Source organism: Pseudomonas rubra, from assembly GCF_028656935.1.
GTDB lineage: Bacteria > Pseudomonadota > Gammaproteobacteria > Pseudomonadales > Pseudomonadaceae > Aquipseudomonas > Aquipseudomonas rubra.
In genome coordinates this window covers 82,860-101,722 of sequence record NZ_JAMDGZ010000002.1, presented here as the reverse complement: position 1 = coordinate 101,722, position 18,863 = coordinate 82,860, and the positions used below count along the sequence as shown (strand labels likewise).

Annotated in this window: 19 protein-coding genes and 1 tRNA gene; 8 read left to right on the top strand and 12 right to left on the bottom strand. The window is 61.5% G+C overall.

The features are described from left to right. Positions 1 to 3 precede the first annotated feature (3 nt). Positions 4 to 777, bottom strand: coding sequence for an ABC transporter ATP-binding protein (locus M5G17_RS01215; RefSeq protein WP_095163137.1), 774 nt, complete (start codon positions 775 to 777; stop codon positions 4 to 6). A 600-nt stretch (positions 778 to 1,377) separates the two neighbouring features. Here M5G17_RS01215 and gabP point away from each other — a divergent pair. After that, entirely contained in the window at positions 1,378 to 2,772 is a 1,395-nt protein-coding gene (gabP, locus tag M5G17_RS01210; protein WP_273891209.1) for a GABA permease, read from the top strand. A 228-nt stretch (positions 2,773 to 3,000) separates the two neighbouring features. On the opposite strand, the gene M5G17_RS01205 is transcribed toward gabP, so the two are convergent. The 3 genes from M5G17_RS01205 to M5G17_RS01195 all read right to left on the bottom strand — a co-directional run bounded on the left by M5G17_RS01205 (position 3,001) and on the right by M5G17_RS01195 (position 5,151). After that, complete coding sequence (locus M5G17_RS01205) at positions 3,001 to 3,438, bottom strand: hypothetical protein (RefSeq protein ID WP_273891208.1); 438 nt, start codon at positions 3,436 to 3,438, stop codon at positions 3,001 to 3,003. Between the two features lie 91 nt (positions 3,439 to 3,529). Further along, positions 3,530 to 4,564, bottom strand: coding sequence for a polyphosphate kinase 2 (gene ppk2 / locus M5G17_RS01200; RefSeq protein ID WP_273891207.1), 1,035 nt, complete (start codon positions 4,562 to 4,564; stop codon positions 3,530 to 3,532). A 98-nt stretch (positions 4,565 to 4,662) separates the two neighbouring features. Beyond that, positions 4,663 to 5,151 carry an HPP family protein gene (locus tag M5G17_RS01195; RefSeq protein WP_273891206.1) on the bottom strand — a complete coding sequence of 163 codons (489 nt, stop codon included), beginning with the start codon at positions 5,149 to 5,151 and terminating at the stop codon, positions 4,663 to 4,665. 108 nt (positions 5,152 to 5,259) lie between these two features. Between M5G17_RS01195 and M5G17_RS01190 the strand changes: the two genes are divergently transcribed. Beyond that, complete coding sequence (locus M5G17_RS01190; RefSeq protein ID WP_273891205.1) at positions 5,260 to 5,793, top strand: TetR/AcrR family transcriptional regulator; 534 nt, start codon at positions 5,260 to 5,262, stop codon at positions 5,791 to 5,793. On the opposite strand, the gene M5G17_RS01185 is transcribed toward M5G17_RS01190, so the two are convergent. From M5G17_RS01185 to M5G17_RS01165, 5 genes are all read right to left on the bottom strand, one after another. Next, entirely contained in the window at positions 5,790 to 6,194 is a 405-nt protein-coding gene (locus M5G17_RS01185; protein ID WP_273891204.1) for a hypothetical protein, read from the bottom strand. The two genes, M5G17_RS01190 and M5G17_RS01185, sit on opposite strands and share 4 nt — an antisense overlap. Positions 6,195 to 6,313: 119 nt before the next feature. Further along, positions 6,314 to 6,389, bottom strand: a tRNA-Phe gene (locus tag M5G17_RS01180). Between the two features lie 91 nt (positions 6,390 to 6,480). Then, on the bottom strand, positions 6,481 to 6,753 hold the full coding sequence (locus M5G17_RS01175) for an oxidative damage protection protein (protein WP_273891203.1): 273 nt from the start codon (positions 6,751 to 6,753) through the stop codon (positions 6,481 to 6,483). Continuing rightward, positions 6,750 to 7,817: an A/G-specific adenine glycosylase gene (gene mutY / locus M5G17_RS01170; RefSeq protein WP_273891202.1), complete on the bottom strand. Its 1,068-nt coding sequence runs from the start codon at positions 7,815 to 7,817 to the stop codon at positions 6,750 to 6,752. The genes M5G17_RS01175 and mutY overlap by 4 nt, the downstream gene beginning before the upstream one ends. Continuing rightward, entirely contained in the window at positions 7,814 to 10,060 is a 2,247-nt protein-coding gene (locus tag M5G17_RS01165) for an AsmA family protein (protein WP_273891201.1), read from the bottom strand. The genes mutY and M5G17_RS01165 overlap by 4 nt, the downstream gene beginning before the upstream one ends. 338 nt (positions 10,061 to 10,398) lie before the next feature. On the opposite strand from M5G17_RS01165, the gene M5G17_RS01160 reads away from it, so the two are divergent. From M5G17_RS01160 to hisF, 6 genes are all read left to right on the top strand, one after another. Further along, positions 10,399 to 12,060 carry an OFA family MFS transporter gene (locus tag M5G17_RS01160; protein WP_273891200.1) on the top strand — a complete coding sequence of 554 codons (1,662 nt, stop codon included), beginning with the start codon at positions 10,399 to 10,401 and terminating at the stop codon, positions 12,058 to 12,060. A gap of 196 nt (positions 12,061 to 12,256) precedes the next feature. Continuing rightward, the gene (hisB, locus tag M5G17_RS01155; protein WP_130266685.1) at positions 12,257 to 12,850 is read left to right on the top strand and encodes an imidazoleglycerol-phosphate dehydratase HisB; all 594 of its coding nucleotides are present in this window, start codon (positions 12,257 to 12,259) and stop codon (positions 12,848 to 12,850) included. Then, positions 12,850 to 13,488 carry an imidazole glycerol phosphate synthase subunit HisH gene (gene hisH, locus M5G17_RS01150; protein ID WP_273891199.1) on the top strand — a complete coding sequence of 213 codons (639 nt, stop codon included), beginning with the start codon at positions 12,850 to 12,852 and terminating at the stop codon, positions 13,486 to 13,488. The genes hisB and hisH overlap by 1 nt, the downstream gene beginning before the upstream one ends. Beyond that, positions 13,488 to 13,748: a DUF2164 domain-containing protein gene (locus M5G17_RS01145; protein ID WP_273891198.1), complete on the top strand. Its 261-nt coding sequence runs from the start codon at positions 13,488 to 13,490 to the stop codon at positions 13,746 to 13,748. The genes hisH and M5G17_RS01145 overlap by 1 nt, the downstream gene beginning before the upstream one ends. 42 nt (positions 13,749 to 13,790) lie before the next feature. Next, positions 13,791 to 14,528 carry a 1-(5-phosphoribosyl)-5-[(5-phosphoribosylamino)methylideneamino]imidazole-4-carboxamide isomerase gene (gene hisA / locus M5G17_RS01140; protein WP_130266682.1) on the top strand — a complete coding sequence of 246 codons (738 nt, stop codon included), beginning with the start codon at positions 13,791 to 13,793 and terminating at the stop codon, positions 14,526 to 14,528. 10 nt (positions 14,529 to 14,538) lie between these two features. Continuing rightward, positions 14,539 to 15,309, top strand: coding sequence for an imidazole glycerol phosphate synthase subunit HisF (gene hisF / locus M5G17_RS01135; RefSeq protein ID WP_130266681.1), 771 nt, complete (start codon positions 14,539 to 14,541; stop codon positions 15,307 to 15,309). A gap of 80 nt (positions 15,310 to 15,389) precedes the next feature. Here hisF and choV read toward each other — a convergent pair whose 3' ends face one another. From choV to M5G17_RS01120, 3 genes are all read right to left on the bottom strand, one after another. Next, entirely contained in the window at positions 15,390 to 16,568 is a 1,179-nt protein-coding gene (choV, locus tag M5G17_RS01130) for a choline ABC transporter ATP-binding protein (RefSeq protein ID WP_273891197.1), read from the bottom strand. Then, entirely contained in the window at positions 16,565 to 17,413 is an 849-nt protein-coding gene (choW, locus tag M5G17_RS01125) for a choline ABC transporter permease subunit (protein ID WP_176794313.1), read from the bottom strand. Before choW ends, choV begins: the two co-directional genes overlap by 4 nt. Positions 17,414 to 17,480: 67 nt before the next feature. After that, on the bottom strand, positions 17,481 to 18,428 hold the full coding sequence (locus M5G17_RS01120; RefSeq protein ID WP_130266679.1) for a choline ABC transporter substrate-binding protein: 948 nt from the start codon (positions 18,426 to 18,428) through the stop codon (positions 17,481 to 17,483). Between the last annotated feature and the right edge of the window lie 435 nt (positions 18,429 to 18,863).

The following is an 18,863-nucleotide window of genomic DNA, read 5'->3' as shown; positions in this document are numbered from 1 at the left end:
CCGTTAGCGGTTGCTGGACATGAATTGTTTACAACGCGCCGAGGTCGGGTTTTCAAAAACCTGCTGCGGCGTTCCTTGCTCTTCGACCAGCCCCTGGTGCAGGAAGACGACTTCGCTGGACACCTGGCGGGCAAAGCCCATTTCGTGGGTAACCAGTAGCATGGTCCGGCCTTCTTCGGCGAGGGCGCGGATGACGTTGAGCACTTCCTGGACCATTTCCGGGTCCAGGGCCGAGGTCGGTTCATCGAACAGGATGACCTTGGGCTTCATTGCCAGGGTACGGGCGATGGCCGCACGCTGTTGCTGGCCCCCGGACAGTTCGGCCGGGTAGCTGTGACGCTTGTTGTGGATGCCGACCTTGTTCAGCAGCGCTTCGGCATGCTCGATGGCCTCGGCCTTGCTCTGGCCCAGCACCCGGCGCGGCGCCTCGATGATGTTGTCGAGGATGCTCATGTGCGGCCACAGGTTGAAATTCTGGAAGACGAAGCCGATCTCGCTGCGCAGGCGATTGATCTGCTTGTTGTCGGCGGCCACCAGCTCGCCGTTTTTGGCCGCTTTGAGCTTGAGCTCTTCGCCAGCCACCAGGATCTGGCCCTGGTGCGGGTTTTCCAACAGGTTGATGCAGCGCAGCAGAGTGGACTTGCCGGAGCCGGAGGATCCCAGGATCGAGATCACGTCGCCATCACGCGCGGTCAGCGAAATTCCCTTGAGGATTTCCTGGTCGCCGTAGCGTTTGTGCAGGTTGCGGATTTCCAGCGCGGGCGTGGCCTCAGCCATGTGCGGTCCTCATGTGTTCTGGTGCGCTCCTGCTGTTAGCGGCCTTCCTGGCGAGGCGCCAAGCTAGCATAGCGGTCCGAAGACAGCCAATAACGTCGGGAGAGGCAAGCGGTTGGTAGGAGGGCGGTTGTCGCATCGTTGCAGTGGACTGTCGCGCGGATGTCCGCCTGCCCTCGTTTCCTGGGCCGGAGCCTTGATGAAAAAAGGCGCGATGGTGCCAGTTTTGGCCGGTGCTGGGAAGTCGTTTCTGTCTTTTACGCTTGAGGTTAACCCGCGCAACAGACGCCAGTTGCGCCTTCGGGTTGCGCCTTTTTGTCCTGGATTTGTGCACGGGTGTTACCTATGGATTCATTTGGTGCATCTGTAACTGGGTATTTCAGTAATTAATTATTACCAGGTATTTTTAAGGGGCTTTCGGTCAAGGAGTGGCAGAAAGGCCTGTAAGCCTTGTTGCACGGGGGCGTGAGAAATTCCGAACGAACGGTCGTGCACATGGCGCAGTTATTGCCTTCTAGGTAGCCCACAGGATGTAGCACTCTTTTACTGGAGCCTGCGACCCCGGTTGCTGGCTCGGAACGCCATTCCTTTAAAGGTAGTTTTATGAGCGGTACGCACAATTCCAATGACCTCGCTCAGGGGCTCAAACAGCGGCATGTCACCATGCTGTCCATTGCTGGCGTAATCGGTGCCGGCCTGTTCGTCGGCTCCGGCCACGCCATTGCTGCCGCCGGCCCGGCGGTGCTGTTGGCCTACCTGGGGGCTGGCACCCTGGTGGTGCTGGTGATGCGCATGCTGGCCGAGATGGCCGTGGCGTCGCCGGATACCGGCTCGTTCTCGACTTACGCTGACAAAGCCATCGGCCACTGGGCCGGCTTTACCATCGGCTGGTTGTACTGGTGGTTCTGGGTGCTGGTGATTCCGCTGGAAGCCAACGCCGCAGCGACCATCCTGCATGCCTGGTTCCCGGACATCGGCATCTGGGTGTTTACCCTGGTCATTACCTTGCTGCTGACCGCGACCAACCTGTTCAGTGTGAAGAACTACGGTGAGTTCGAGTTCTGGTTCGCCCTGCTCAAGGTCGTGGCGATCATCGGCTTCATTGTCTTGGGTGTAGCGGCTGTTTTCGGCCTGCTGCCTAACAGCCAGGTCAGCGGCGTCAGCCACCTGTTCGACACCCAGGGCTTCATGCCTAACGGCATGGGCGCGGTGCTGGCTGCGATGCTCACCACCATGTTCTCGTTCATGGGTACCGAAATCGTCACCATTGCTGCTGCTGAGTCGAAAGATCCGGGCAAGCAGATCACCAAGGCCACCAACTCGGTGATCTGGCGGATCTTCCTGTTCTACCTCGTGTCGATCTTCCTGGTCGTGGCCCTGGTGCCGTGGACCAACAGTGACCTGGCCGAAGTCGGTTCGTACCAGACCGTGCTGAACCTGATGGGCATTCCCAATGCCAAGCTGATCGTCGACATCGTCGTGCTGGTCGCGGTGACCAGTTGCCTGAACTCGGCCCTGTATACCTCCTCGCGCATGCTCTTCTCCCTGAGCAAGCGTGGTGATGCCCCGGCCATGGCCCAGCGCACCACCTCCAGCGGTACTCCGTATGTAGCGGTGGTGCTGTCGACTGCGGCCGCGTTCCTCACCGTAATCGCCAACTACCTGGCGCCTGCCCAGGTGTTCGAGTTCCTGCTGGCAAGCTCCGGCGCCATTGCCTTGCTGGTGTACCTGGTGATTGCCGTGTCGCAACTGCGCATGCGCCGTCAGCGGATGCAGCGTGGCGAGAAGATCGCCTTCAAGATGTGGCTGTTCCCGGGCCTGACCTGGGCGACCATCGCGTTCATCGTTGGCATTCTGACCGTGATGCTGATCCGTCCGGATCACCGGATCGAGATCGTTGCGACCGGATTGCTGTCTATCGCTGTAGTGGCCGCAGGGCTGCTGGTGGCGCGCAAGCGCAAGGCTGCAGCAGCCGGGCAGGTCGTGCTGGATAACTGATGCAGTGTTGCTGAAATGAACAAGGCCGCGATCTGTGAGGATCGCGGCCTTGTTTTTGTGGGCGCCCGCTCACTCTTGAACTGCCTACACCCAATCTGTGGGAGCTGGCCTTGCCAGCGATTCGTGCGCGCAGCGGTCGCAATCCCGGCAACACCCGATGTGTTGACTGTACCGGCCTCATCGCCGGCAAAGCCGGCTCCCACAAGGGCTCTAGCTGTCCCTGCGCCTTCAGCCGAACTTCTTCTGCTGCTTGGACACCGCTTCCGATGCTGCGATATAGGCTTCCTGGAACTCGTCGCTCTCGAGCCAGGCCATGGTCGTGGCTTCGTCGGTGCCGTCCAGCCAGGCGCGGTAGGCGGTGAAGACCATGACGATGTAGTCGGTGGCGTGTTCTTCCTTGTGGCCCTTGAGCACCAGCGTCAGCAGCGGGTCGACCAGGAACACCGAGATCAGCGCCACCAGGCCGTTGTCCTGGGCTTGCTTCATTTTTTCGAACAGGGCGTCGTAGCTGCCCGATTCCATGGCCTTGTTGAAAACTTGTTCAACGCTGGCGCTGGAGCTCTCGCCAGAGCTCTTGACCGCCTGACCGCTACGCACCATGCGGTTTTCACGCGCTTTGTTGGCGGCGCGTTTGGCGCGTTTCTGTTGTTTGCTGCTGGAGGCCATCAGTGAACCCTTGTGCTGAGCCGGATAAATTCTGCGTATTGAATCGCAGTTGGCCGGGAAACCCAAGTGCCGCCGATGGCCTGGGTCAAGCTCAGGCCGGCTGGGCCAGTTCGCCGCGGTCCTCTTCTGCCAGTACGCGTGAGGCGCGGTCTACCAGCAGCGGGTCAGGCTGATGGGCGACGCTCAGGTCCTTGCCGGGGTAGTCCAGCGAATTCAGGAAGTGGCGGATGCAGTTGATCCGTGCGCGCTTCTTGTCGTCGGACTTGATCACCGTCCACGGTGCGTCGGCGGTGTCGGTGTGGAAGAACATCGCTTCCTTGGCGGCGGTGTATTCGTCCCACTTGTCCAGCGACTTGATGTCGATCGGCGACAGTTTCCAGTGCTTGAGCGGGTCGTCGCGGCGCGAGATAAAGCGGCGCAGCTGTTCTTCGCGGTTGACCGAGAACCAGTACTTGAACAGCAGGATGCCGCTGTTGCACAGCATGCGTTCGAGGTCCGGCGCCTGGCGCATGAACTCCAGGTATTGCAGCGGCGAGCAGAAGTCCATGACCCGCTCAACCCCGGCGCGGTTGTACCAGGAGCGGTCGAAGAAGACCATTTCACCGGCTGTGGGCAGGTGCTGGACATAGCGCTGGAAATACCACTGGCCCTTCTCCTGCTCGGACGGCTTCTCCAGGGCGACGATGCGTGCACCGCGTGGGTTCAGGTGCTCCATGAAGCGCTTGATGGTGCCACCCTTGCCCGCAGCGTCGCGGCCTTCGAACAGGACGACGATGCGCTGGCCGGTTTCCTTGACCCAGCTTTGCACCTTGAGCAGCTCGATCTGCAGTTCGTGCTTGGCCTTCTCGTACTCGGCGCGGCGCATGCGGTTGCGATACGGGTAGCTGGCCGGCAGTTTGGCCAGGGCGCTGTCTTCGTTGGAGCCACGTGGCGCCGAGGCGACCTTCAGCGCTGCCGGTTGCTGGCTGATGGCGCTGATTTCAGCGTCTGCGGCGGCAGGTTTGCGCGGGGTGCGCGGACGGCGTGGGCGGGTGCTGGCAGCTTTGCGTGCTGGGCTTGGGCTGGTGCTCGCGGGTGTTTCAACGGTAGGCGAGGGCAGAGGCAGGGCAGTGGATTCTTCGCTCATGGGGAGGCCTGTTGGTTCCTTCTAATATCCTCAGAGCATTTTATCGGGGCGGGCCAAGGGCATATTGACGGTGGTCAACAGCCCGTGGCGTTGCGCTATCAGTACCAGTATTTCGGGTAGCTGTTGGCCTGGCGTGCATTGTTCAGGCACCAGGCCACAGCGACGATCACCAGCGAGCCGGCCAGTACCGGGGTCACCACGAAGCTTAAAGGGGCATGGCTGGCGATCACCACCAGCGGATTGGCCCCGGCGGGGGCGTGCAGGGTGCGGGTCTGCTGCATGGCGGCCAGGGCCAGACCCACGGCCAGGGCTGCGCTCCACCAGCTGTCGCCAAGGCTGTACAGCACTGCCAGGCCCACCAGGGTGGCAATCACGTGCCCGCCGATGATGTTGCGTGGCTGCGCCAAGGGGGAGTCGGGCATGCCGAAGGCCAGCACGCAACTGGCACCGAACGGCGCCATCAGCCACAGGGCGCCGGACACCTGGCTGAGCCAGCCAGTGGCGCCGATCGCCAGGGTCGCACCAAGCAGTGACAGCAGGCTGAAGTGCAGGGAAGGGGCGGCGGGCGCCTTGGATTTGAACGGCATGGGCACAGTCTCCGGTTGGGCAATTTGCGCCGAGGATACCGATCGGTTTACCTGCAAGTCAACCGATCGGTATACACTGCTCGCAACTGTCCTGAGCCAAGGTGTGAAATGAGTACGTCCGAGAAAATCGCCGAGTCGGCGCTGCAACTGTTCTACCGCCAGGGTTACCACGGTACCGGGGTCGAGCAACTGAGTCAGGAAGCCGGGGTAACCAAGAAAACCCTGTACCGGCATTTCCCCAGTAAGGAGTTGTTGATCGAGGCAGCGCTGCAGCGGCGTGATGTGGATTTCATGACGCGCCTGCAAAGCGCTCTGGCGGCCGCTCCGGCAAAAGCACGGCCGCTGGCCTATATCGACTTCATCGAGGCCTGGGCGCGCTCTGAAGGCTTCCATGGTTGTGCCTTCATCAATGCCTCGGCCGAGTATGCCGGGCCGGGCGAGCCGCCCCATGAGCTGGCGAAGCAGCACAAGCACAAGGTGATGGTGGCACTGGAGCAGGCGTGCATTGACGCAGGATGCAAGCCGCAGGCAGCGCAGCAGCTGTTTCTGCTGGGTGAGGGGCTGATTGTTGCGTCCCAGGTCAGCGGGCCGCAGGCGCCGCTGTTCGAGGCGGCGCGGTCGATGGTGGTTGCGCTGGCTTAGCGCATCATCCCGCAGATCTGATTGCCTTCGTAACCATGGATGATCGGCGCGAGGATCATCATCGGGCCGCATGCGTACATGGGCGAGCTGATGGTCTGCCGGGCGTTGAACAGCACGACCTGGTCGCCATCGATATCAGGGCCGTAGGCCACTTCGCTGTAGGTCCTGCACACCGGCAGTAGCAAAGGCACCGGCACGACCACTGCCCAGAGGGTGACGCCGCACCATTCGCGGGTGACGTTATATTTCTCTGATTTGCTGACCTTGGGGGTGATGTTCTTCAGGCGCAGGATGCGATGGGCCGCAGTGGGAGAGGTCTGTTTTTCCGGCAGCACGACGGTGGCGCCGACGCAGCCAGTCAGGCTCAACAGTATGGCGACGACAACGGCAATCGATTTCATCCCTGGCTCCGATAGGCTCGCGGTATTTCCGTGCGCGAGTAAGGCCTGCGTTCGCGGATAAATCGCAGGCATGAAAAAAGCCCCAAGGAATCAATTCGCTTGGGGCTTTTCGGTATTAGTGGTGCCCAGAGACGGAATCGAACCGCCGACACGGGGATTTTCAATCCCCTGCTCTACCGACTGAGCTATCTGGGCAACGGGGCGCATTAAAAGACTTTTTCGGGGTTACGTCAACGACTTTTTGAAAATTTATTAAATTAATTCCGTCGCTTACGATTTTCCGGGGTTACTCGGCAGGTGGAACGTAACCTTCGGCCTTTTCGTAATCCTGACCGGAGAAGAACTTGTCCATCTCGCCCTGGAGGAATTTGCGGTCCTCGGCGTTCATCATGTTCAGGCGCTTCTCGTTGATCAGCATGGTCTGTTCTTTTTGCCAGTCGGCCCAGGCCTTCTGCGAGATGTGATCGAAGATGTCCTGGCCCTTGGCGCCCGGGTAGGGTGGACGCTCCAGGCCTGGCAGTTCTTCGTTGTACTTGCGGCACATTACGGTGCGGGTCATCGCGACTCTCCTGTAAGCAATACGTCGGCCGCGCGTTTGAGCAGTTTTTTCACCGGGGCGGCAAGGCCCAGGCGCGGCGGGGTGGCGAGGTTATACCAGAGCCAGTCGGCCTCGGCCACGTGCTCGGTGGCGCTGTCGACGCGTACCAGCCAGGGTTCGATGGCCAGTTGGAAATGGCTGAAGGTGTGGGTCAGGCCGTCCAGCGCCTGGCTGCCGGACAGATGCAGGCCGTGCTGGTCGGCCAGGTCATCGATCTGTTCGAGGGTGTCCAGCTCCGGCAGGCTCCACAGGCCGCCCCACAGCCCGGTGGAAGGCCGCCGGTAAAGCAGGATGGCGCCTTCATGGTTGGCCAGCAGCGGCATCAGGGTGCGCTTGCGCGGCAGTTCCTTGCGCGGTTTGGGCACCGGGTAGCGGATTTCCTGGCCGAGCATGTGTGCCTCGCAGCCCACCTTGAGCGGGCACAGCAGGCAACTGGGCTTGCTGCGGGTACACAGGGTGGCGCCGAGGTCCATCATTGCCTGGGTATAGTGATTCACCCGGCTGTGCGGCGTATAGCGTTCGGCATTGGCCCACAGCGCCTTGGCCACCTTCGGCTCGCCCGGGTAACCCTCTTGCGCGGTGTAGCGGGCCAGCACGCGCTTTACGTTGCCGTCGAGGATCGGCGCACGCAGGCCCATGCTGATGCTGGCGATGGCGCCGGCAGTGGACAGGCCAATGCCGGGCAGGTCGGTGAGCTTCTCGACATCGCGCGGAAACTCGCCTGCATATTGCTCGACGACGATCTTCGCGGTTTTTTGCAGGTTGCGCGCCCGGGTGTAGTAGCCCAGGCCCGTCCACAGGTGCAGCACTTCGTCTTCGGGTGCCTCGGCCAGGGCCTGGACCGTGGGCAGGGCGTCCATGAAGCGGCCGAAGTAGTTGAGCACGGTGCTCACCTGGGTCTGCTGCAACATGATCTCCGAGACCCACACCCGGTACGGGTTGATGCCCTGTTGCCAGGGCAGGTCGTGGCGGCCGTTGCGGTCGTACCAATCCAGCACGGCGCTGGAAAACTGCTCGGGACTCATCGCTTGAACAACCCCTTGAGCGCGTCTTTAAGTTCAGGGCTGACCTTGTCGCCGAGCTTTTCGTCGATCTTCTCGCTAAGTTTTTCACTGACCTTGTCGCCAGCAAGTTTGGCCGCGACCTTGCCCAGGCCGTCCTTGTCCAGGCGGCAGGCTTTGGCGCCCAGCTCCAGCGGGCCACGGCAGCGCAGCGGCAGCTCAAGGCCGACATAGCGTTCGCCCACCTGGCAGGCCGGGTCGGGCATGTCGCGCTTGTCGCCTTCGACAATAACGCCAATGCGGTAGTCCATGCCCAGCACGCGCAAGTCGAGGTCGCCATGGCCGTTGACGGTCAGGCCCGGAATGCGTGCCTTGAGGTCAGGGTTGCTGGCTACGCCGTTACGCATTACCAGGCTGCCTTTGAGCTCCTGGAACGGTGTGTCCTTGCCACGTGGTTCACCGCTCAAGGCCTTGCGGTTGAGGGTGGCGATGGCCTGACACAGCTGCTGTTCGAGGTTGGCGTTGACCAGGATGCCGTCGTTGATGACGAAGCTGGCGTTGCCATTGAGGGTGTCGACCAGGGCCTTCTGGCTGTTGCCGGTTGCGGTCAGGTCGCTGCTCAGGGTCAGCAGGCCCTTGACCGGTGGTGTGCCGCTTTCACTCTTGATGAAGTGCTCGACCGGTACCCGGTTGATGCGGGTATTGAGGCCGATTTGCGGCACTGCGGGGCGCACGTCGAGGGTGCCCTTGGTTTCGAAGTCGCCGTTGTACAGGCCGCCTCGCAGGGTTTCCAGGGTGATCAGGCCACCCTGGCCCTGCGCCTTGAGGTGGGCGTTTTCGATCGGCAGTTTGTCCAGGGTCAGTTGGCCAAACGTCAGGTCGGCCTGCAGGTCGATTTTGCGCAGGCGATCAACCGGCAGCAACTTGTCGCTGCTCCAGGCCACCTGGGTCGGCGCGTCGGGCAGTGGCGTGGTGCCGGCTCCGGCCAAGGCCCCGGCTTCTTTGCTCTGCACTTCGGCCTGGCGCGCGGCCTTGGCGCCTTTGGCCGCATCGCTCTTGGCCAGCGCGTAGCGATCGGCATCGAACTTGTCGGCCTTGAGTTGTACGCGCAGGGCTTGCTTGGCGAAGTCTTCAATCGCCAGGCGGCCGCTGAAGGTGCTGTCATCAAGCTTGATCGCCAGGTCTTCCAGGGCCAGGCTGTTTGGCGTGCCCTGCAGGCGGGTGACCAGCTCGACTTTGCCCAAGGTGCTGGCGTCGGCCGAAGCCGGCAGCGGGTGGCCGATGCTGTCGAGGAAATTGCGCAGGTCGAACTGGGCAATCGACAGGCCGCCGCTCAGTTGCGGGGTTTTGTCGAGATCGCGCAGGTTCAGCTCGCCAAGGGCGCGCAGCTGGTTGGCCGAGAGCTTCAAACCATTCCATTCGGCGACGTTGGCTGCCAGATCAACCAGCAGTTGGCCTTGGGCTGCGAAGGTCATGGTCTTGCCTTGCAGCGGCTCGCCCGAGGCTTCGCCGCTGAGCTTCATGTCTTCGAACTGATAGCGCTTGAGCTTGCGGTCGAAGCGCAGTTCGCCGTTAAGCTCGGTGCGCGCCTTGACTACTGGCTGTCCGGAGCTGAGGAAGGCGGTCATCTTCAGTGGGATGTTCACCCCTTCATGTACCGCACCGGTGCTCAGCTGGATGCTTTCGGCGCCGAAACTCTGCCCGGTGCGGGCATCGTTGTACTGCACACGGGCGTTGTTGACGGTCAGGCTGTCGATATCGAGTTTGACCAGGCGCTCGCTGGCATTGTCGCTGCTGGCTGGTGCCGGGGCGTTGGCGGGGGTTGCGCTGCCCGTCTCGGCCGGGGCCGCTGTTGTGGCGGGCAGGGGCTTGCCGATGTCTTCCCAGTTGCCGTGACCTTTTTCGTCGCGGCTCAGGCTCAGGTTGAGGCCCTCGACGCGCACGTCGCTCATCTGCACCTCACGGCGCAGCAATGGCAGGACGCGCACCGACAGGCCGAGCATCTGCAGGTCGGCAAACGGCACTTTCGGGTTGTTCAAGGTGGCGATGCTGGCTTCATGCAGCTCAAGGCCGAGCCAGGGGAACAGGCTCCAGCCGATGTCGCCATTGAGCGTCAGCTCGATGTGGGCCTTGTCGCGTGCCAACTGGCGAATCTCGTCTTTATAGTCGTTGGGATCGAAGAGGTGAGTCAGGGCAAAGCCCAGAGCCACAATGATCAGCAACAACCCGAGAAGCACCAGCCCCAGGATTTTGCCGAACGCTTTCATGGGCGAGTCCTTGTAGTCCGATTTCTAAATTCAGCCGCAGAGTATAGCGCTGCGGTTATCACCACTGTGTGATATGGCCCGAAGGTTTAATCCTGCAAATGTGTCGGATTCGACAACAGGGGGGCGCACAGTTCCTCGCCAGGGAGATCAGTTGCTGCGCAAACGAGGGTATCAGTTGCCCAAACCGGCTGGCGCAAGTGCTACTCTCTCGCCGCTCTCAGGCCCTGCTGCGGCTATTTGCCGCGCACAAGGGCCGTTCGCCAAGAAAAAACGACCAGTTGCCAGTGGGTCAAGGTCGAGGGCGGTGAGCGCTTCATTCCTACGAGGGGAACACAACAATGAACAGCAGCATCACGGCTGGAGCCATCGCCAACGCGCCCGGCTTCCTGTCCAAGGAGCGGATCATCGCCCGTCCGGGCTTCAACCGCTGGCTGGTGCCGCCAGCGGCCCTGGCCATTCACCTGTGCATCGGCATGGCCTACGGTTTTTCGGTGTTCTGGTTGCCGCTGTCGCAGGCCATCGGCGTCAGCGCGCCGGTTGTCTGTTCGGAACAGACCAACTTCCTGATGCGTATGTTCACCACCGAGTGTGACTGGCCGATCTCGATGCTCAGCTGGATCTACACGCTGTTCTTTGTCTTCCTGGGTTGCTCTGCAGCCATCTGGGGCGGCTGGTTGGAGCATGCCGGGCCACGCAAGGCCGGGGTGGTATCGACCCTGTGCTGGTGCGGCGGCCTGCTGATTTCTGCCTTTGGTGTGTACACCCACCAGCTGTGGTTGATGTGGCTGGGCTCGGGGGTGATTGGCGGCATCGGCCTTGGGCTGGGTTATATCTCGCCGGTCTCGACCCTGATCAAGTGGTTCCCGGACAAGCGTGGCATGGCCACCGGCATGGCGATCATGGGCTTTGGCGGGGGCGCCATGGTCGGTGCACCGCTGGCCGCCGCGCTGATGAACCACTTCGCCAGCGCGCAAGATGTCGGCGTCTGGCAGAGTTTCGTGGTGATGGCGGTGATCTACTTCGTGTTCATGCTCGGCGGCGCCCTGGCCTATCGCGTACCGCCCACCGGCTGGAAGCCTGAGGGCTGGACCGCACCGCTGAAGAAAGCCAAAAATGCGATGATCACCCATCGCCATGTACATGTCAGTGTGGCGTGGAAAACCCCACAGTTTGTACTGATCTGGCTGGTTCTGTGCCTGAACGTGTCGGCAGGCATCGGTATTCTCGGCATGGCTTCGCCGCTGTTGCAGGAAGTGTTTGCCGGCAAGCTGCTGGGCAATGATTTGAGCTTCAGCCAGCTTAATGCCGCGCAACTGGGCCAGATCGCGGCGATTGCCGCTGGCTTCACTGGCTTGCTTAGCCTGTTCAACATTGGTGGGCGTTTCTTCTGGGCGTCGTTCTCTGACTATATCGGGCGCAAGAACACCTATTTCGCCTTCTTCGCCCTGGGCGTGGCCCTGTATGCGCTGGTGCCGAACATGGGCCACCTAGGCAACATCGCCCTGTTCGTGGCGGCGTTCTGCATCATCCTGTCGATGTACGGTGGTGGTTTTGCCACGGTGCCGGCGTACCTGGCCGACCTGTTCGGCACGCAGATGGTCGGCGCCATTCACGGTCGCCTGTTGACTGCCTGGGCCGCGGCCGGGGTGCTGGGCCCGGTGCTGATCACCTATCTGCGCGAGTACCAGCTGGCGCTGGGCGTTCCACGGGCGGCGGCTTATGACATCACCCTGTACATCCTTGCCGGGCTGCTGGTGCTGGGCTTTGTCTGCAACGCCCTGGTCAGGCCGGTGGCCGACAAGTACTTCATGACCGATGCCGAGCTGGCTGCCGAGCGGGCCCTGAGCCATGACCAGGGCAGCGTCAGCGAGCGGGTACTGGAGTGGAAGGCCGATCCTGCCAGCAACCCCTTGGTGCTGGCGGCCTGGCTGCTGGTCGGGGTGCCGCTGGCCTGGGGCATCTGGGTAACGCTGCAGAAAACTGCAGTGTTGTTCAACTAGGTCTGCTGTGCAGACCATCGCCGGCAAGGCCGGCTCCCACAGGGTTCACCGATCCATGTGGGAGCTGGCCTTGCCAGCGATGGGCCGCAACGCGGCCCCACTAAATTCCCTGCCACGCGTCATCTGCGTTTCAAGCTGTGCGCTTCTGGGCCTATAATGATCACCTTTTTCGCCCAATGATTTTGCGGAGCTGGTGATGGTCGAACGTAAGGCTTCCGTCGAGCGCAATACTCTGGAGACCCAGATCAAGGCCTCGATCAACCTGGATGGCAGCGGCAAGGCCCGATTCGATATCGGTGTGCCTTTCCTTGAACATATGCTCGACCAGATCGCCCGACATGGGCTGATCGACCTCGATATCGAGTGCAAGGGCGACCTGCATATCGACGATCACCATACCGTCGAAGACGTCGGCATCACCCTGGGCCAGGCCTTCAACCAGGCCATCGGCGACAAGAAGGGCATCCGTCGTTACGGCCACGCCTATGTGCCGTTGGACGAAGCGCTGTCGCGGGTGGTCATCGACTTCTCCGGCCGTCCGGGCCTGCAGATGCACGTGCCGTACACCCGCGCCTCGGTGGGCGGCTTTGATGTCGACCTGTTCCAGGAGTTCTTCCAGGGCTTTGTCAACCACGCCAACGTCAGCCTGCACATCGACAACCTGCGTGGGCACAACACCCACCACCAGATCGAGACCGTGTTCAAGGCCTTCGGCCGCGCGCTGCGCATGGCCATCGAGCTGGATGAGCGCATGGCCGGGCAAATGCCATCGACCAAGGGTTGCCTGTAATGCAGACGGTTGCCGTTATCGACTATGGCATGGGTAACCTGCACTCGGTGGCCAAGGCCCTGGAGCACGTAGGCGCCGGCAAGGTCCTGATCACCAGCGACGCTGATGTGATTCGTGAAGCCGACCGCGTGGTGTTCCCAGGCGTCGGCGCGATCCGCGACTGCATGGCTGAAATCCGCCGCCTGGGCTTCGACAGCCTGGTACGTGAAGTCAGCCAGGACCGGCCGTTCCTCGGCATCTGCGTCGGCATGCAGGCGCTGCTCGATCACAGCGAAGAGAACGACGGCGTAGACTGCATCGGCCTGTTCCCGGGCAATGTGCGCTTCTTCGGCAAAGACCTGCACGAAGACGGCGAGCACTTGAAGGTGCCGCACATGGGCTGGAACGAAGTCGCCCAGAGCATCGAGCACCCGTTGTGGCACAACATCCCCGACCTTGCGCGCTTCTACTTCGTGCACAGCTACTACATCACCGCCGGCAAGCCAGGCCAGGTGGTCGGTAGCGGTCACTACGGCGTCGACTTCGCCGCCGCATTGGCCGAAGGTTCGCGCTTTGCCGTGCAGTTCCATCCGGAGAAGAGCCATACCCATGGCCTGCAGTTGCTGCAGAACTTCGCTGCCTGGGATGGGCGCTGGTAATGGGCAAGTCCAGGGCCAAACCGCCGATCCTCACGCTGGCACCGGAACAGGAACGCGAAGCGCTGGCGACCCTCAAGCGCTTTCTCGAAGACCGTTTCGAGCTGCAGCTGGGGTCGTTCGAGGTGGCCGAGGTCCTGGAACTGTTCACCAAAGAGATTGCCCCGCACTACTACAACAGGGCGATTTTCGATGTGCAGAACCACCTCAAGGAACGGTTCGAGAGCATCGAAAGCGACCTGTGGGCGCTCGAGAAGAACTGACTTTTCGAGCATCACTGTTTACCGAATAGACAGGTTTTGCAGATGCTGATTATCCCCGCTATCGATCTCAAGGACGGTGCTTGCGTACGCCTGCGCCAAGGCCGCATGGAAGACTCCACCGTATTCTCCGATGACCCGGTGAGCATGGCCGCCAAATGGGTTGAAGGGGGCTGCCGCCGGCTGCATCTGGTTGACCTCAATGGCGCCTTCGAAGGCCAGCCGGTCAACGGTGAGGTGGTCACCGCGATCGCCAAGCGCTACCCGAACCTGCCGATCCAGATTGGTGGCGGTATTCGCTCGCTGGAAACCATCGAGCACTACGTCAAGGCCGGCGTCAGCTACGTGATCATCGGCACCAAGGCGGTCAAGGAGCCTGAGTTCGTCGCCGAGGCCTGCCGCGCCTTCCCGGGCAAGGTCATTGTCGGCCTGGATGCCAAGGACGGTTTCGTCGCCACCGACGGCTGGGCTGAAGTCAGCTCGGTACAGGTCATCGACCTGGCCAAGCGTTTCGAAGCCGACGGCGTTTCGGCCATCGTCTACACCGACATCGCCAAAGACGGCATGATGCAGGGCTGCAACGTGCCCTTTACCGCTGCCCTGGCTGCGGCCACGAAGATCCCGGTGATCGCCTCCGGCGGCATCCACAACCTGGGTGACATCAAGGCCCTGCTCGACGCCAAGGCACCGGGCATCATTGGCGCGATCACTGGCCGTGCCATCTACGAAGGCACCCTGGATGTCGCCCAGGCGCAAGCCTTCTGCGACAGCTACACAGGCTGAGGACTCCCACATGGCACTGGCCAAGCGCATCATCCCTTGCCTGGACGTGGATAACGGCCGGGTGGTCAAGGGCGTCAAGTTCGAGAACATCCGCGATGCCGGCGATCCGGTAGAAATCGCCCGGCGCTACGATGAGCAGGGCGCTGACGAGATCACCTTCCTCGACATCACCGCCAGCGTCGATGGCCGTGACACTACCCTGCATACCGTCGAGCGCATGGCCAGCCAGGTGTTCATCCCGCTGACCGTGGGCGGTGGCGTGCGCTGCGTGCAGGACATCCGCAACCTGCTCAATGCCGGTGCCGACAAGGTCTCGATCAACACTGCCGCAGTGTTCAACCCGGAGTTCGTTGGCGAAGCAGCCGCGCATTTCGGTTCACAGTGCATCGTGGTGGCCATTGATGCCAAGAAGGTCTCGGGCCCGGGCGAAACTCCGCGCTGGGAAATCTTCACCCATGGCGGCCGCAAGCCGACCGGCCTGGATGCCGTGGAGTGGGCCAAGAAGATGGAAGGCTTGGGCGCCGGCGAGATCCTGCTGACCAGCATGGATCAGGACGGCATGAAAAACGGTTTTGACCTGGGGGTAACCCGGGCCATCAGCGATGCCCTGGGCATTCCAGTGATTGCTTCGGGTGGTGTGGGCAATCTGCAGCACCTGGCTGACGGGATTATCGAAGGGCATGCCAGCGCGGTGTTGGCGGCGAGCATCTTCCACTTCGGCGAGTACACGGTGCCGGAGGCCAAGGCCTTCATGGCCAAGCAGGGTATCGTCGTTCGCTGACGGTCCTCTATCGCGGGGCAAGCCCGCTCCCACAGGATTTAGATAATCTCGGTGGGAGCGGGCTTGCCCCGCGATAGCTGTCAGCCCAGGTTCTTGCCCAGCAGTGCGTGGTACAGCTCGCTGTCACCAAGAATCCCGACCACTTTATTGTCTTCCTGAAGCACCAGCTTGTTGCCGGTCTGGTAACGGATCTGCAAGGCTTCGCGCATGCCGATATTGACGCTGACCAGGGTCGGTTTGCGGCCCAGGCCTTCCACGGCTTCCCCCGGCGCCCAGTTTTGCAGGTCCATGCCGTTGGCGCCCTGGCGCGCGCCCTTGATCGTGTTGCCTTCGGCCAGGTCCAGCCAGGAGTCGCCGCCCGGGTCCAGGCATACCGAGCCGTTAATACGCTTGCACTTGTCCAGGGTGCGCATCAGGCTGCGACCACACAGCACGTTGAGCGGGTTGGTGTGGGCGACGAAGGTGCGGACATATTCGTCGGCCGGGTTGAGGACGATCTCTTCAGGCTTGCTGTACTGGATGATCTTGCCGTCTTTCATGATCGCGATGCGGCTACCCAGCTTCAGCGCTTCGTCCAGGTCGTGGCTGACGAACACGATGGTTTTGCTCAGTTTGCGCTGCAGTTCCAGCAGCTCATCCTGCAGGCCCTGACGGATCAGCGGGTCGAGGGCCGAGAAGGGTTCGTCCATCAACAGGATGTCGGCATCCATGGCCAGCGCCCTGGCCAGGCCGACCCGCTGTTGCATGCCGCCCGACAGCTCGTCGGGCTTCTTGTTGCGCCACTGGGTCAGGCCCACCAGTTCGAGTTTTTCATCGACCAGCTTGCGCCGTTCCTTCTCCGGGCGGCCCTGCATTTCCAGGCCGAAGCTGATGTTCTCGCGCACCGTCAGCCAGGGCATCAGGGCGAATTTCTGGAACACCATGGCGATGCGCTTGGTGCGCATCATCTTCAGTTCCGCCGGGGTGCAGTGGGCGATGTCGATGTGCGAGCCTTCGTGTTCGACGAACAGCTTGCCGCGGCTGACGGTGTTGAGGCCGTTGATGCAGCGCAGCAGGCTGGACTTGCCCGAACCGGACAGGCCCATGAGTACGCAGATCTCGCCCTTGTTGATATCGAGATTGGCTTTCTCTACCCCGACCACCAAGCCGGTCTTTTTCAGGATCTGCTCCCGCGAAAGGCCTTGGTCAAGCAGGCTCAGGGCCTCGCGCGGTCGGCTGGAGAAGATAACGTCTACGTCTTCGAAGCGAATAATGCTCATGCTTCACTCCTTACCGGCGCGTCGGGTTGTTTGCAGATGCGGTCGAGCATGATTGCCAGCAACACAATTGCCAGACCTGCTTCAAAACCCAGGGCGATATCGGCGGTGTTCAATGCGTTGACCACGGGCTTGCCCAGGCCGTCAGCACCCACCAGCGCGGCAATGACCACCATCGACAGCGACAGCATGATGCATTGGGTAACGCCGGCGGCGATGCTCGGCATGGCGTGGGGCAGTTCGATGCGCGACAGTAACTGGCGGCGTGAGCAGCCAAAGGCCTTGCCGGCGTCGAGCAGTTCCTGGGGCACGTCACAGATGCCCAGGTAGGTCAGGCGGATCGGTGCTGCGATGGCGAACACCACCGTCGAGATCAGCCCGGGCACCACCCCCAGACCGAACAGGGTCAGGGTCGGGATCAGGTAAACGAAGGTAGGTACCGTCTGCATCAGGTCGAGGACCGGGCGCATGGCGGTGTAGAACATCGGCTTGTGCGCGGCGAGGATGCCCAGTGGTACGCCAATGGCCACGCAGACCAGGGTGGCGAACAGCACCTGGGCCAAGGTCTCCATGGTTTCCTGCCAGTAGCCGAGGTTGAGGATCAGCAAAAACGACAGTACGCAGAATGCGGTCAGCGCCCATTTGCGCTGTATCAGGTGCGCGATCACTGCAATCAGGCCGATCAGGACGAAGGGATTGAACCAGGTCAGTGCCCCGGTCACACCATGAATCATGTATTCCAGTGCCGCAGCGAAAGCATCGAAGTAGTTGGCGCCGTGTTGCGTCAACCATTCAACGAAGCCTGCGATGTACTGGCCCAGAGGGAGTTTTTCATCGATCAGCATGATAGCGAGCATCCACCTGCAAAAGTTTGAAGACTCACCTGCGGCGGGGCCAGCCCGCCGCAGGCAGTGCTTACTGCGTGAGTTTGGCTTTGGCTGCCTCCAGGCCAGGCTTGCCGTCTACGGTGGTGACCCCGGCCAGCCAGGTGTCGAGCACCTGAGGGTTGTTCTTCAGCCAGGCCTTGGCAGCAACGTCGGGTTTCATCTTGTCGTCCAGGACATTGCCCATCAGCTTGCTTTCCATGTCGAGGGTAAAGGACAGATTTTTCAGCAACTGACCAACGTTGCTGCATTCTTGCGCATAGCCCTTGCGGGTGTTGGTGAGGACAGTGGCCTTGCCATATTCGGGGCCGAAGAAGTCATCGCCGCCGTCCAGGTATTTCATCTTGAAACGGGTGTTCATCGGGTGCGGTTCCCAGCCCAGGAACACCACGGCGGTGTCACGGCGCTGGGCGCGTTCCACTTGCGAGAGCATGCCGGCCTCGCTGGACTCGACCACCTTGAAGCCGGCGTCCTTGAGGCCGAAGGCGTTCTTGTCGATCATGCTCTGGATGGTACGGTTGCCGTCGTTGCCCGGTTCGATACCGTAGATCTTGCCATCCAGTTCCTTTTTGAACTTGGCAATATCGGCGAAGTTCTTCAGGCCCTTGTCGTACAGCGCCTGGGGCACCGCCAGGGTGTACTTGGCGTTCTCAAGGTTGGCTCGTACGGTTTCCACGGTGCCGGCATCACGGTACTGCTTGATGTCGTTCTCCATGGTCGGCATCCAGTTGCCGAGGAACACGTCCATGTTCTTGCCATCGGCCAGCGACTTGTAGGTCACCGGGACTGAAATCATCGTGGTCTTGGTTTTATAGCCCAGCGACTGGAGCACGACGCTGGTGACTGCGGTGGTCACGGTGATGTCGGTCCAGCCGACATCGGAGAAGTTGACGGTGTGACACTGCTCAGGCTCGGCGGCCTGGGCCAGCACCGGCAGACTCAGCACTGCGGCCAGCAATAGCGAGGGTGAACCTTTCATTCGATGGACTCCTGGGTTTTTTTTCGGATGTCCCACGGGACCGCCGTGCTTTATGGTTTGCATTCGGTCGGGCCTGACTATCGGGCGATAGCGGGACGGCTGCCGTGCAATCGAGTCGATACCGATCATCTAACAGCGAAAATCAAACGCCTACAGGGTGCGTCGTATCCAGTACAGACAGGGTCGCATCCAGTGTCGATGAGGTCGTTTACAGGTTTATCCCACCCGGTAAACGCAGTTTCGACACCTGTGCACCGCAAAAAAACGGCGCACGAGCACGGCTGTCAGTTGGCGGCGTTGCTGGGCAAGAGCGCGTCGGTTGCAGACGTCAGAAGTCCTGACAAAAGCCTGATGATGCGCGGAATCGGCGGATTGCCGCCTATTTAGCGTAGCAGTTGCGGCGCCCTTGGCTTGAGCTGCGGGGCCGCCTACTCA

What these genes read in the sequence shown, in the direction of transcription:
- hisF (WP_130266681.1), top strand. Translation starts at nt 14,539, where the DNA reads ATGGCACTGGCCAAGCGCATCATCCCTTGCCTGGACGTGGATAACGGC.
- hisA (WP_130266682.1), top strand. Translation starts at nt 13,791, where the DNA reads ATGCTGATTATCCCCGCTATCGATCTCAAGGACGGTGCTTGCGTACGC.
- M5G17_RS01185 (WP_273891204.1), bottom strand. Translation starts at nt 6,194, where the DNA reads ATGAAATCGATTGCCGTTGTCGTCGCCATACTGTTGAGCCTGACTGGC.
- gabP (WP_273891209.1), top strand. Translation starts at nt 1,378, where the DNA reads ATGAGCGGTACGCACAATTCCAATGACCTCGCTCAGGGGCTCAAACAG.
- M5G17_RS01175 (WP_273891203.1), bottom strand. Translation starts at nt 6,753, where the DNA reads ATGACCCGCACCGTAATGTGCCGCAAGTACAACGAAGAACTGCCAGGC.
- ppk2 (WP_273891207.1), bottom strand. Translation starts at nt 4,564, where the DNA reads ATGAGCGAAGAATCCACTGCCCTGCCTCTGCCCTCGCCTACCGTTGAA.
- hisH (WP_273891199.1), top strand. Translation starts at nt 12,850, where the DNA reads ATGCAGACGGTTGCCGTTATCGACTATGGCATGGGTAACCTGCACTCG.
- M5G17_RS01190 (WP_273891205.1), top strand. Translation starts at nt 5,260, where the DNA reads ATGAGTACGTCCGAGAAAATCGCCGAGTCGGCGCTGCAACTGTTCTAC.
- M5G17_RS01165 (WP_273891201.1), bottom strand. Translation starts at nt 10,060, where the DNA reads ATGAAAGCGTTCGGCAAAATCCTGGGGCTGGTGCTTCTCGGGTTGTTG.
- M5G17_RS01120 (WP_130266679.1), bottom strand. Translation starts at nt 18,428, where the DNA reads ATGAAAGGTTCACCCTCGCTATTGCTGGCCGCAGTGCTGAGTCTGCCG.
- choV (WP_273891197.1), bottom strand. Translation starts at nt 16,568, where the DNA reads ATGAGCATTATTCGCTTCGAAGACGTAGACGTTATCTTCTCCAGCCGA.
- M5G17_RS01215 (WP_095163137.1), bottom strand. Translation starts at nt 777, where the DNA reads ATGGCTGAGGCCACGCCCGCGCTGGAAATCCGCAACCTGCACAAACGC.
- mutY (WP_273891202.1), bottom strand. Translation starts at nt 7,817, where the DNA reads ATGAGTCCCGAGCAGTTTTCCAGCGCCGTGCTGGATTGGTACGACCGC.
- hisB (WP_130266685.1), top strand. Translation starts at nt 12,257, where the DNA reads ATGGTCGAACGTAAGGCTTCCGTCGAGCGCAATACTCTGGAGACCCAG.
- M5G17_RS01195 (WP_273891206.1), bottom strand. Translation starts at nt 5,151, where the DNA reads ATGCCGTTCAAATCCAAGGCGCCCGCCGCCCCTTCCCTGCACTTCAGC.
- M5G17_RS01205 (WP_273891208.1), bottom strand. Translation starts at nt 3,438, where the DNA reads ATGGCCTCCAGCAGCAAACAACAGAAACGCGCCAAACGCGCCGCCAAC.
- M5G17_RS01145 (WP_273891198.1), top strand. Translation starts at nt 13,488, where the DNA reads ATGGGCAAGTCCAGGGCCAAACCGCCGATCCTCACGCTGGCACCGGAA.
- M5G17_RS01160 (WP_273891200.1), top strand. Translation starts at nt 10,399, where the DNA reads ATGAACAGCAGCATCACGGCTGGAGCCATCGCCAACGCGCCCGGCTTC.